The 13,082-nt window shown below is 45.2% G+C and carries 10 protein-coding genes; 8 read left to right on the top strand and 2 right to left on the bottom strand.

Annotated features, from left to right (window positions below):
- The first annotated feature begins 127 nt into the window (after positions 1-127).
- The 3 genes from ffh (at position 128) to BS636_RS02060 (ending at position 2,992) form a co-directional block, all read left to right on the top strand.
- The gene (gene ffh, locus BS636_RS02070) at positions 128-1,534 is read left to right on the top strand and encodes a signal recognition particle protein (RefSeq protein ID WP_099337303.1); all 1,407 of its coding nucleotides are present in this window, start codon (positions 128-130) and stop codon (positions 1,532-1,534) included.
- 142 nt (positions 1,535-1,676) lie between these two features.
- Positions 1,677-2,252 (top strand): RBBP9/YdeN family alpha/beta hydrolase, encoded by a 576-nt coding sequence (locus BS636_RS02065; protein ID WP_099337302.1) that lies wholly within the window; start codon positions 1,677-1,679, stop codon positions 2,250-2,252.
- 128 nt (positions 2,253-2,380) lie between these two features.
- Positions 2,381-2,992, top strand: a complete 612-nt coding sequence (locus BS636_RS02060; protein ID WP_099337301.1) for an RBBP9/YdeN family alpha/beta hydrolase — start codon at positions 2,381-2,383, stop codon at positions 2,990-2,992.
- On the opposite strand, the gene BS636_RS02055 is transcribed toward BS636_RS02060, so the two are convergent.
- The gene (locus BS636_RS02055) at positions 2,940-3,686 is read right to left on the bottom strand and encodes a type III pantothenate kinase (protein ID WP_099337300.1); all 747 of its coding nucleotides are present in this window, start codon (positions 3,684-3,686) and stop codon (positions 2,940-2,942) included. The two genes, BS636_RS02060 and BS636_RS02055, sit on opposite strands and share 53 nt — an antisense overlap.
- A 10-nt stretch (positions 3,687-3,696) precedes the next feature.
- Positions 3,697-4,452: a biotin--[acetyl-CoA-carboxylase] ligase gene (locus BS636_RS02050; RefSeq protein ID WP_099337299.1), complete on the bottom strand. Its 756-nt coding sequence runs from the start codon at positions 4,450-4,452 to the stop codon at positions 3,697-3,699.
- A gap of 27 nt (positions 4,453-4,479) precedes the next feature.
- Here BS636_RS02050 and BS636_RS02045 point away from each other — a divergent pair, with 27 nt between their 5' ends.
- From BS636_RS02045 to ligA, 5 genes are all read left to right on the top strand, one after another.
- Positions 4,480-5,289 (top strand): sulfite exporter TauE/SafE family protein, encoded by an 810-nt coding sequence (locus tag BS636_RS02045; protein WP_099337298.1) that lies wholly within the window; start codon positions 4,480-4,482, stop codon positions 5,287-5,289.
- A 260-nt stretch (positions 5,290-5,549) separates the two neighbouring features.
- Entirely contained in the window at positions 5,550-6,245 is a 696-nt protein-coding gene (locus tag BS636_RS02040; protein WP_099337297.1) for a GntR family transcriptional regulator, read from the top strand.
- Between the two features lie 11 nt (positions 6,246-6,256).
- A complete protein-coding gene (gene smc / locus BS636_RS02035) occupies positions 6,257-9,709 on the top strand; it encodes a chromosome segregation protein SMC (RefSeq protein ID WP_099337296.1) in 3,453 nt (1,150 codons plus the stop codon).
- Between the two features lies 1 nt (position 9,710).
- Positions 9,711-10,715 carry a cell division protein ZipA C-terminal FtsZ-binding domain-containing protein gene (locus BS636_RS02030; protein WP_099337295.1) on the top strand — a complete coding sequence of 335 codons (1,005 nt, stop codon included), beginning with the start codon at positions 9,711-9,713 and terminating at the stop codon, positions 10,713-10,715.
- Between the two features lie 94 nt (positions 10,716-10,809).
- Positions 10,810-12,849 (top strand): NAD-dependent DNA ligase LigA, encoded by a 2,040-nt coding sequence (ligA, locus tag BS636_RS02025; RefSeq protein ID WP_099337294.1) that lies wholly within the window; start codon positions 10,810-10,812, stop codon positions 12,847-12,849.
- Positions 12,850-13,082: the final 233 nt, after the last annotated feature.

The raw sequence follows: 13,082 nt of genomic DNA, 5'->3' as shown, positions 1-13,082 counted from the left end.
TTAAGGGTGATGAATATTCATTTATATAAATTCGGTGCGAACTACAGTATCCTATAGCATTCTATGCATAAATTTTCTATTTTAAGAAAAAGTTTTTTGCTACTGGCTATTTTAAGCGGATTTTGCAATGTTTGATACCTTAACAGAACGACTCACGCAGAGTTTAAGAAATGTTACTGGCTCAGGGCAGCTAACCGAAGACAATATTAAAGATACGTTACGTGAAGTACGTATGGCACTTCTTGAAGCCGACGTTGCGTTACCTGTAACTCGTGAATTTATCGCGAAAGTTAAGGAAGAAGCATTAGGCCAGGAAGTAATGTCTCAGTTATCTCCGGGTCAGGCCTTCGTCAAAATCGTCTATGACGAATTGACCAAAATGATGGGCGCGGCTAACGAAAGCCTCGACCTTGCAGCAAAACCACCTGTAGTTGTGCTGCTTGCCGGTTTGCAGGGCGCGGGTAAAACCACCACTGCTGCTAAACTTGCGCGCTTCTTGCAAGAACGTCAAAAGAAAAAAGTGGCGATGGTGTCTGCCGACGTTTATCGACCAGCAGCGATCAAGCAGCTACAAACTGTTGCGGGCGAAGTCGGTGCAATTTTCTTTGAATCGAATGCCAATGAACGTCCAATTGATATTGCTAACCGTGCAATTGAGCAGGCAAAAATCCAGTTTGCTGATGTCCTGATTGTTGATACCGCAGGTCGTTTGCATGTCGATGATGACATGATGGACGAGATTAAAGAGTTGCACGCTGCAATTAGCCCAACCGAAACCTTATTCGTGGTAGATGCCATGACCGGTCAGGATGCGGCAAACACAGCAAAAGCCTTTAATGATGCCTTGCCATTGACCGGTGTGATCCTGACCAAGACTGATGGTGATGCCCGTGGTGGTGCAGCGCTTTCTGTTCGTGCCATTACCGGTAAGCCAATCAAATTCCTCGGTATGGGCGAAAAACTTGATGCGCTTGAACCATTCCATCCGGAACGTGTGGCACAGCGTATTCTCGGCATGGGTGACGTGCTTTCTTTGGTCGAAGAAGTTGAACGCAAGATCGACAAAGAAAAAGCCGAAAAAATGGCGAAAAAGCTGCAGAAAGGCGGTAGCTTCAACTTTGAAGACATGCTGATGCAGTTTGAGCAAATGAACAAGATGGGCGGTATGATGGGCTTCCTGGATAAACTTCCAGGCATGAGCAGTGCTGGCCTTCAGGATGCGATTGCGCAGGCAAATCCTGAAAAGCAAATCAAAAAAATGGAAGCGATTATCCAGTCGATGACTGTGAAAGAGCGTCGTAACCCTGACTTGATGAATCCAAGCCGTAAAAAACGTATCGCAGCGGGCTGTGGTATGGATGTTGCTGAAGTCAACAAACTAATCAAGCAGCATGCCCAGATGGCGAAAATGATGAAAAAATTTGCTAATCCATCGGGTATGGCAAAAATGATGAAATCATTGGGTGGTCTACAGAAACAGTTTGGTGGCGGCGGTGGCATGGGCCCACTGTTCGGCGGGAACGACAAGAAATAAGTTTTCTCTTTCAAAAAAAGGCGCTTCATGCGCCTTTTTGCTTTTTGGGATCTACGGCTTAATCAAAGCATACATTTACTTACCCAATCTTGTAGCCAGCTCAGGCAAACTCTTAAAAAAATGAAAATACAGGAGTGAATAAATGACGCAAGTGATTGTGGTGCATGGTTATACAGCGAGCCCAGAGGAAAATTGGTATCCCTGGATTCAGCAAAAAGCTAAGGAAGAACGTATCAGCCTAAAAGTTTTACGACTTGATCCATCTACGACACCTCAACTGGAAATCTGGCAAAAGCAGATGCAGGAACAGATTGATGGTATAGATGAAAACAGTATTTTTATCGCCCACAGTCTAGGCACTATTGCGGCTTTGCATTACTTATCGCATAGATTGAAACAGCAAAAGATCAAGCAGCTGGTACTGATCGCAGGCTTTAATGGTCGACTTGGCCGTTTGGAGGAGGTTTATCCATTTATCGATGCTGCTCAAATTGACTTTGATTTATTGAAGCAACAGATTCAGGAGCGGGTAGTGATTTACTCTGAAGGTGATGATCGGGTAGCACCAAAATTCAGTTTAGAACAGGCAAAGAGCCTGGATGCTAAGGTGATTAAGGCTCAGCATTTTGGCCACTTTATTGATTCACAAGGCTGTACGGAATTGCCTGAAGTCTGGCAAAGCATTGAGCCAAATCTTATACGCCAACAACCCAAATAGAAGTGGAAAGAAAAGGTTTACAAAATGAATGCCAGTGAGCTAGAAATTTGCTTGAAAGCTGTGCAAAACATGATAAAACAGTAAGTCAGAAGCATCATTATTTTAACAATTAGTATAAGAATACAACGATGACAAATAATTCAGGGAACGTTTATATCATTCATGACTATCAGGCGACGTCTAATGACCATTGGTATCCATGGTTGAGTCGACAGGTCAAAAAGCTTGGTATTGATGCCAAGCGCATCATGTTAGCCAATCCATTAGAACCGAAAATGCAGGATTGGCAGCAAAGTCTGGCAGTGCAGATTCCACAAATGGATTCCGACACCATTCTGGTAGCGCATGGCTTGAGTTGCCTAAGTGTATTGAAGTTTGTTGAGCAGCATTATCTGACCCACCTTAAAGCCATTCGAGGGGTAGTGATGGTGGCAGGTTTTGATCAGCCATTGGTCATGTGGTCAGAACTGAATGATCTGGTACGCAGTGTAAAACTGGATTTCAAAACACTTTCCAAAAGCTATAAACATGGGGTCATGTATATTTCCAACAATGATCGCCATGTGCCGACAGCCATGTCCTTAAGTCTTGCGCATCGACTCCTCAATACGCAGATTTATGAAGTGTTGCAGGCAGGGCATTTTGAAAAAAGTGATGGTTATACAGATTTCCCCCAGCTACTGGAAGTTATCCAGCGGCTGTATGGTCTAAATGAGCTGCAAAATGCTGCAGGCCTTTAAGTAATAGGTCGGGTTCAATCATTGGCTTGAAGGATTGCAGGTGCTGTGCAAATAGTGGTGCATCCCCACCAGTGAGAATCAGCTGAGCAGGGAAGTCACTTAATACCTTTTCAATAGTACTGAGTAGACCAAGCAAAATACCGTGGTGTACGGCATCAATGGTATTACGTCCTGGGCTCAACTCTTCAAAAGCAGCATCTGGAATCTTAATGCCTTTGGTGTTCTGAATCAGGGAATCCCGCTGTAGATATAGATTTGGCAAAATAAAACCACCCAAATGTCTTTGTCCTTGAGCCAGATCGATAGTCAGGGCAGTGCCACAGCTGATTACACAATAGTTTTGCATATTTGAAGTTGCGACAGCCAATACTTGCAGCCAGCGGTCAATCCCGAGTTGAGTTGGGTCGTCATAACCACAAGTTAAGCCTGCATATTCGGCATGGACTTTGGCAAAAATTACTGGAACATTCAAACGTTTTAAAATCTTCTGGATACGGTCATTATTCTGCTTATCTAGAACAGAGGAAATTCCGACCTGATGCAGGCCTGATCCTAGAAAATGCTGAATCAGACCCAGCAGTAAATCTGCCGGAGACTGCAGATGCATTTCAGCCGCATGTTCAATGATATGATCTTGTTCCGTGATCCAGTATTTGAGACGTGTGTTGCCAATATCCAGCCATAATTTTTTCATTGATCTTGCCTTAGCTGCCTGTCTTTAAACGTAATTGCCCTTGATAGAAGGTCTGGATGCCAGAGTTAGTCGCAATCTGCACCGCGCCGTCTTCCTGAATGCCGGCAAAGATCCCCGTATATTGTCCCTGAAGATCGGTAAATTCAACATGTTGCTGAATGAAAGCGGCATGATGATTAAAACGCGCTGCCAGATTATGACTGCCATGATTAAACCATTGACCTGCTTGTTGAATAGCAAGATAGAGTTCTGCGATCAGCTGGATGCGTGTTACAGCAGCCAAACCAAGTTCAGATAGAGATGTGACCGGTTGATCCAGTTGTTCCGCTTCGATCGGTGCTAAGTTAATTCCCACGCCAACTACGGCTTGATGCGCTGAGATGGGTTCAACCAGAATGCCACCCCATTTGGCATTTTGACTGTATAAATCATTCGGCCATTTCACTTGCAGATCAAGGTTTTGCAAGCTGGGCATTTGCAGGATGTTGAGGGCAACTTCAAGCGCGAGGCGGCCATCAATCGGTATCTCTGTATTCAGCAATGTGCTTAAATAGATGTTGCCTTCCGGAGAAATCCATTGGCGTTGACGCTGGCCTCGGCCCTGAGTCTGGGCACGACTGCTAACCAAGACCTGTCGAATGCCTTTTTGAGCCAGATCCCGGACATCATCATTGGTCGAAGTGGTGACCGGTTTCAGCAATAAGACTTCAGGAAGTTGTCCTGCATTTTGAAGCAGTTGCTGCAGTTCGCGAGTTTCTACATCCATCTGAATTTAAACGTGGTAAATGTCGTTATGGAGTTAATCATATATTTGTTGATTGGTGCAATTGCTGGTTTCACCGCAGGCCTATTTGGCGTTGGTGGTGGCCTGATTATTGTGCCGATTCTGTACATCGTATTTACCCAGCTTCAGTATGATCCAAGTGTCATTATGCATATGGCGGTGGGAACTTCTTTAGCAACGATTATCGTGACTTCGATCAGTTCGGTCATGGCACATCATCTTAAAGGCGCGGTACTCTGGCCGGTATTTCGTAATCTGGCGCCTGGCCTGGTGATTGGTTCCTTTCTTGGTGCAGGCATTGCTGATTATTTGCCGGGTCAAGGCTTACAGCTTCTAATCGGTTTCTTTGCAGTCTGGGTGGCTTTGCGAATGTTCAGCCGTGCCAATGTCAAACTTGATCCAGCAAGTACATTACCATCTACACCAAAGCAGATGGCAGCTGGTGCTGGTATCGGTATTGCTTCAGCAATATTCGGTATTGGCGGTGGTAGTCTGACAGTACCATTTCTCAACCGCTGTGGGGTCGTGATTCAAAAAGCGGTGGCGACTTCAGCGGCTTGTGGTTTGCCTATCGCGATTGCTGGTGCACTTGGGTTTATGTGGTTTGGTGAGCAATCCGATGTTCCAGTACCAAATACCATTGGCTATATTCACATATATGCCTTTATCGGCATTAGTATTATGAGTTTCTTTACTGCCAAAGTAGGAGCGAAAGTGGCACATCTATTGTCACCGGTAATGCTGAAGAAATGCTTCGCGACCTTATTATCTATTGTCGGTACCTATTTTATTTATCAGGGTGTCAGAGCCTTTATATAAGATGATTTTCTGGATACAGATTTTAGAAAAGAGAGTTTAGATACTCTCTTTTTTATTTGATGAATATATTTGTGCTAATAAAAATTAAGAAAGAACTGAATAAACAATCACTAAGATAATTTAAATAAAGGACAGTTGGCTGCATAGACAGAAGATTGTCTGACAATGTCAAAGCATTCTTCCCATAAAATGGGTTAAATAAATGAATAGTCATTCAGCATGACAACGACTGCATCAATAAAAATAAAGACAGGATGGCCATGCAAGAGGAAAAAGCAAACAGCTTGTCTGAGCAGATCGCCAGGCACATCAGTGAACAGATTATTCGGGGTGAGCTCGTCGAAGGTGAGCGGATCCAGGAACTGAGAATTGCATCAGAACTTGATGTCAGTCGTGGTTCTGTACGCGAAGCATTATTGTTGCTGGAACGAACTCAACTCATCGAAATCTTCCCACGTCGTGGTGCCATTGTCTCGGAAATGTCAGCGCTTCAGGTACGTGCCCTGTTTGAAATGTGCTGCCTGCTACTGGGACAAATCGTACACCGTATGGCGGAAACCTGGCGTCCGCATGAGGCCGAGCGCGTTCAGCTATTATTAGAACAATTAGAAGCAGAAACTCGCCAAGGCCATACCGAAAAGTTTTATGATTTGATCTTTCAGGGCCTGGCACAGCAGCAGGACATGGTCGGTAATCCTTATCTGATGCGTTACTACCATGAGCTACTTCCATCACTGCGACGCAGTTACTTTTTGACCCTGAATATTTCCAAGCGCGAGCTACAGGAATCTTTTGATCTATTTAAACTGGTAACTGATGCAATTCTGAGCCGAAAATCACATCAGGCCACTTTATTTATGGAAGATTTTTGTCGACACTTGCGCAACCTTGTGTTGGAATCACTAACACGGATGAAACAAATTGAACTTGCGTGGGCGAGACGCTCGCGACGTTAAATCAGGACATTATGCGTTTAAGCAGTTTAAAACTTTCAGGCTTCAAATCTTTTGCCGATAGCACGACTTTACACTTTAAAGATAACCGGACTGCCGTTGTAGGACCCAATGGCTGTGGTAAGTCCAACGTCATCGATGCAATTCGCTGGGTGATGGGGGAGACGAGTGCGCGCCAGTTACGTGGCGGCAGCATGCAGGACGTCATTTTTACCGGGACTGCAAAGCGTAAACCAGTGGGTGTGGCCAGCGTGGAACTGCGCTTTGAAAATACCTACGGCAAACTTGGCGGTGCTTATAATGCCTATAATGAGCTGGCAGTGCGCCGTCAGGTCAACCGCGATGGCAAGTCTGAATATTTCCTGAATGGCACCAAATGTCGCCGTCGTGACATCACCGATATTTTCCTCGGAACCGGTCTGGGACCACGTTCTTATGCCATTATCGAACAGGGCATGATTAACCGCCTGGTGGATGCAAAGCCAGAGGAAATGCGGGTCTATATCGAAGAAGCAGCCGGTGTATCACGCTATCAGGCACGCCGTCGTGAGACGATGCAACATCTGGAACATACCACTCAGAACCTGTCGCGTTTGGAAGATATTGCCTCCGAATTAAAATCCCAGCTGAAAACCTTAAAACGCCAATCTGAAACCGCCATTCAATATAAAGAACTTGAAGGACAGATTCGTACCCTGAAAGTTGAAATCCTGTCATTCCAGTGCGAGCAAAGCCAGCGACTACAGGAAGAATATACGGTCGAAATGAACGCGCTCGGCGACAGCTTTAAGTTGGTACGTTCCGAATTGACCACGGTGGAACATGATCTGGGTGCAACCAGTGAGCTTTTTCAGCGCCTGATTCAGCAGTCCACGCCATTGCAAAATGAATGGCAACAGGCCGAGAAAAAGCTGGCTGAACTGGAAATGAGCCTGAAGCAGAAGCAATCTCTGCTAGAGCAAAACTCAACTAGTCTGGTACAACTCGAAGAACAGAAAGCGCAAACCAAAGAACGCTTACAGTTGATTGAACTGCAACTGGATACATTACAAGAACAGCTGGAAGATCAAACCACACAGTTGCAGCAACAGGAAGGCTTAAGTCAGGATCAGCAACAAGGTTTGCAAGAACTGAAATCTCAACAAACTTCAGTCGCCACTCAATTTGCTCAGATTAAAACCCAGGTCGAACAGCAACAGCAGCGTAAAATGCAGATGCTGGCACAAAGCGAACAGCTGGCTAAAAATATCACCCGCATTGAACAGCAAAAAGAAACCCTGCAACAGCAAGCAGCACAAATCCAGAATCAGGCGCAGCAAGATGAGCTGGACCAGTATCAGCAGGAAAAATCAGAAGCTGAACAGCAACTTACTTCATTAGAAAGCCAACGTGCTGAACTGAGCCAGCAGTTAGAACAAGTTAAGCAAAGTCATGCTGAGCAGCAGCAACAGCAAATGCAGCTAAAATCCGAATTGCAGGTACTCAATGCAGAAAAGAAAAACCTATCCCAGCTGTTAGCCAAAGCCAATCCGGCAGCTAAAGCCGATGCCGTGCAACTGATGCATGTGCTGAAACTTAGCGAACAAGGCAAAGCCCATGCCAGCCTGATTGAGAAATTCCTGGCGAAATGGCTCTCTGCTCAGGTGCTATCCGATTCAGACAATTTCCTGGAAAATACGGCTCGTCAGCTGAAAGCACAGCAAAGCACTGCCAAAATCCAGCTAGCAAATGCTCAATGTCTTTCAGATTGGATTGAAGAACCACAATATTCACTCTGGCAACAGGTGGCTGTCGTTGAAACCTTGCAACAAGCATTAGCCTTGCAGAACCAGTTACAACCGGGTCAATCCATCCTGAGTTTAGATGCTTACCATATTGGCCCAGACTGGGTGATTGGATTGGAATTTGATGAAGCCAGCCAGGCTGGTCAAGGCGCATTGAGTCACCGTATCCGTCTGGATGAAATCGAACAGCAACTGATTCAATTGGAAGAACAATTCCAGCTCGTTGAACAGCAAGTTACTGAATCAAAAGAACAGCTGACAGCACTTCAGACTCAAGTACAGCAGATTACTAGCCAGCAACAACAGGCACAGAAACAGCTACAGCAGCTAGATCTGAATATTGCAAAAGTGCAAAGTACGGCACAGGCTTTCGAGGTTCAGAAACAACAATTGCAAAACCAGTTACAGCAACTGGATGAACAGTTGGAAGAAGATGCGATGCAAAAAGACGATCTGGAAATCGATCTGCATGCATTAAATCTGAAACTAGAGCTAGCTTTACCAAACTATAAGACCCTGCAATTCCAGCTGGATGAGTTGACTGTACAACTAGAAGATAGCCAGCAGCAGACCCAGCATGCCCAGCAGGAACTGGAAATTACCCGTCGTCAATCAGTGCAATCCAAGCAACAAGTCGAGCTGTTAGAAAAAGATCGAGTCTTCCTGAAAGAACAGTACCAACAAATCATTCACCAGATTGAACAGGCTAAAAAGTTTATCGATCCGGTACAGCTGGAATTGCCACATTTGGAAAGCCAGTTTAATCAACAAGCTGAATTAACAGCGAAGCTGCAAAAAACCTGGTCGGAATGGCAGATAGAACTGAATCAGGTACAAAGCAAACAGCAACAATTAACTGAACAGCGCCATCAATTCCAGCAGCAGGATGAAAAGCTGCGAACTGGACTGGAACAGAAACGTCTGGCCTGGCAGGCAGCCAAATCTGACTTGCAGCATTATTCAGAACAGCTAAAAGAATTGAATAGTGAAGTAATTACTGACCTAAATATCGAGGTTAAATCGCATCAAGCCAAGCTGGAAAAAGCCCAAGCACAGTTCGATAAGCTCGGAGCGGTGAATCTTGCAGCATCTGAAGAATATGAAGAGGTTTCGGCACGCTATAATGAGCTGAGCCATCAGATGCAGGATCTGGAAAATACAGTCCAGCAACTGCAAGCAGCTATGAAGAGCATCGATCAGGAAACGCGCAAACTGTTTATGCATACTTTTGATCAGGTTAATGCTGAACTGCAAAACCTGTTCCCGAAAGTATTTAATGGCGGTGAAGCGAGTTTAAGCCTTGAAGATGGATGGCAATCAGGTGTAAAACTGATGGCACGACCACCGGGTAAGCGTAACAGTTCATTGGCTTTATTGTCGGGTGGTGAAAAAGCATTAACTGCATTGGCTCTGGTGTTTGCGATTTTCCGTCTGAATCCGGCGCCTTTCTGTGTGCTCGATGAAGTCGATGCACCACTGGATGATGCGAATGTGGGGCGTTTTTGTAATTTAGTCAAAGAGCTTTCAGAACAAGTGCAATTTATTTACATCACACATAATAAGCTAGCAATGATGATGGCAACAGATCTCTTGGGTGTGACCATGCCTGAACCGGGCACCTCAAAACTGGTTACAGTGAATTTGGAACAGGCAAAAGAATACGGCTTAGCGGCGGAGGCATAAAATGGAAATTACTACTATTCTCGGGATTGTTGTAGCAGTCGTGATCATGCTCTTGGGCATTCGAATGATCATGAAAAAACCTGCTGATGCAGCACCATCATTGGATTCAGAATTACATATTGATCCAGACAGTCAGACCCCGGTTATTCCACGTCATGTACGTGCCCAGTTGGCAGCACAGGAAGCAGAAGCGGAACGTGTTGAACCAAGCCTGAACACAGAAACTGTTGAAAGCATAGCACCCGCTTCGGAACAAAAAGAAGCAGCGAAAGTAGAACCAACGCTGACAGAAACCGCCAAGCCTGTAGCAAAAGCCCCAAGCCCGCTGGATACGCCAATTGTTGAAGAAGCTGAACCAGAAGTGGCAAAAACTGAAGTGAAAGAAGCCTCTGCTGAAGAAACTAAGATTGAAGAAAAAACTAAGACTGAAGATGCCGCTACAGAAGAAACTAAGCCTGCTGAATTTAGCCTGAACAGTAATATTGAAAAAGCCGAAATTTCTGACTTTGAAGATGAGAGCAGTATTCTTGATGCCCATCTGCATGAACAGAAAGTCGTAGATGATGAATGTGCATTAGCCAATGCAGAAATGATCATTTCACTCAGTGTTATTCCACAAGGCCGTGTGCTATCTGGTGAGAAAACCCTGAAAGTGTTGCTTAAATACGGTCTACGCTATGGTGAGCTGGCTTGTTTCCATCGTTACAGCGAAGATGGTTCAAAACTTTTATTCTCAGTATTGCAGATTACCGATACGGGTATGGAAGGTTTTGACCTGGAAACCTTGTCGACTGAAGAAGTCAAAGGTCTGGCATTCTTCCTGGCATTACCTCATAGCGATGTACAAAATGCCTTTGATACCATGGATAGCATTTCACGTCTGATTGCCCGTGAAGTCGATGGTATTGTCTATGACCAGAACCAGCAGGAATTTACTCCACAGCTGCGTGAATTCTGGCGTCATCAAGCCATCGATTACCGTGCGGGGCAGCCTGCAGAAGTCTAAGTTTCTGTATTGAAACTGGACATTTCGATTTTTATAATAGCCAAAACTGAAGAATATACAGGGCGGGTTTTCCGCCCTTTTTTATGGTGAAACTATGACCCAGGAAACCACTGTCATTGCGCAAATGCGCCAGCTGATTCAACTGATTGCCAAGCATAACCACGCATACTATGTGATGGATCAGCCAACGATTGAGGACAGTGAATACGATCAGCTCTTTCATCAGCTCAAAGCCCTCGAAGAACAATATCCGACATTGGTGCAACCGGATACCCCGACTAACCGTGTCGGTGGGCAGCCTCTAGCAAAATTCTTGACCGTGACGCATGCTGTACCGATGCTGTCATTAGGTAATGTATTTAACAAAGAAGATTTATTTGCCTTTGCACGCCGTATTGAAGAACGTTTGCCAAATCAGAAGATTGAATATGATGTCGAGCTGAAATTTGATGGACTGGCGATTTCCCTGTGGTATGAGCACGGTGTGCTGGTGCGTGGCGTCACCCGTGGTGATGGTGAAACCGGGGAAGATATTACCCAAAACGTAAAAACCATCCGTAACTTGCCAAAACTGTTATGTGAGGGACACTGTAAAGTGCCTGATCTGCTAGAGGTGCGCGGCGAAGTCTTGATGCCAAAATCTGGCTTTGAAAAACTAAATGCAGCGAACCTAGCTAAAGGTGAAAAGACCTTTGCTAATCCACGTAATGCCGCTGCAGGTAGCTTACGTCAGCTGGATCCAAACATTGCCTCATCACGTCCATTGGCCTTCTATGCCTATGGTATTGCGCAATGTGTGCCACATCATGGACAGACCACAATGTCGGCAAGCCTGGAATGGTTACAGCATTTTGGTTTCGCTGTAGGTGAGCGTCATTTCATCTGCGATAACATTGAAGATGTACAGAAAGTCTATGAGCAGATCAATGAGGAACGTCCAAACCTCAGTGTTGAAATTGATGGCATGGTAATCAAAGTCAATGACCTGAAACAGCAACAGCAATTGGGTTTCCTGAGCCGTGAACCGCGTTGGGCAACGGCCTATAAATTTCCGGCAGTGGCAGCGTTAACTACGGTTGAACATATTGACTGGCAGGTGGGGCGTACTGGCACTTTAACTCCTGTCGCACGATTGAATCCTGTAGCGGTTGGTGGCGTAACAGTTTCCAATGTGACTTTGCACAACATCGGTGAAATTCATCGTCTGGATGTACGAATCGGCGATACCGTCAGTGTGTACCGCAGTGGGGATGTAATTCCTAAAGTCGAAAAAGTCTGGCCAGAATTCCGTCCTGTTGATGCCGTTGAAGTCCATCTTCCAGAAAACTGTCCGGTATGTGACTCTCCAGTGGTAATGCCGGAAGGTGAAGCCTTGGCACGCTGCTCAGGTGAGCTGTATTGTGCTGCACAGCGCATTGAGACTATTCGTCACTTTGTATCACGTAAGGCCATGGATATTGAAGGCTTGGGTGATCGTTGGGTTGAGTCACTATTGCATCTAAACCTATTAAAAGATGTGGCAGATATCTATCACCTGCATGAGCACCGTGATCAGTTGCTGCAAATTGAAAAAATGGGTGAGAAGTCTGTTCAGAACCTAATTGATTCTATCGAGAACAGTAAGAAAACCACACTGGCAGCGTTCATCTATGCATTAGGTATTCGTGGTGTCGGTGAAACCACGGCACGTATGCTAGCTAATACTTTCCAGACGCTGGATGCACTCCGTGCTGCCGATCTTGATGCACTGAAGAAAACCCCGGATGTGGGCGATATCACAGCTGAATGGATTTTAGATTTCTTCCAGGCACCGCATAACCTGGAAGTGCTGGATCGCTTATTGGCTGCTGGTATTAATTGGGATGCCCCGATTGCACCGACACGTCAGCCACTGAATGGAGAAAGCTGGGTGGTCACCGGTACTTTAAGTTCTATGGGGCGTGATGAAGCGACTCAGTTATTGCAAGCCTTGGGTGCACGTGTCAGTGGCAGTGTGTCGAGCAAGACCAAATGTGTGGTTGCGGGTGAGAAAGCCGGTTCTAAGCTCGATAAAGCAGAAAAACTCGGTGTGCCTGTGATCAATGAAGCGCAATTTATTGCTTTGATGAAAGAGCATGGGCAAATCGAAGACTGATCACTTCTAAATAATGACTCAAATAAAAAAGACACCGAGGATGATGAATCTTTCGGTGTCTTTTTTTATGGCGATTTCAAAATAATAAGATTTAGTGATTGTAGGATGCAACAGATAAATAAAAGGATAAGGACGGGTTCGGCAATGTGAGTTGAATTCACGTACAATATCGATTCATTTGCAGGTATAGATCCTGCCTGATTGATTCTGTTCTCCCGTTGATGATTGGCATA

It is taken from the genome of Acinetobacter sp. LoGeW2-3, assembly GCF_002688565.1.
GTDB lineage: Bacteria > Pseudomonadota > Gammaproteobacteria > Pseudomonadales > Moraxellaceae > Acinetobacter.
This window is presented reverse-complemented; position numbering and strand designations above follow the sequence as displayed.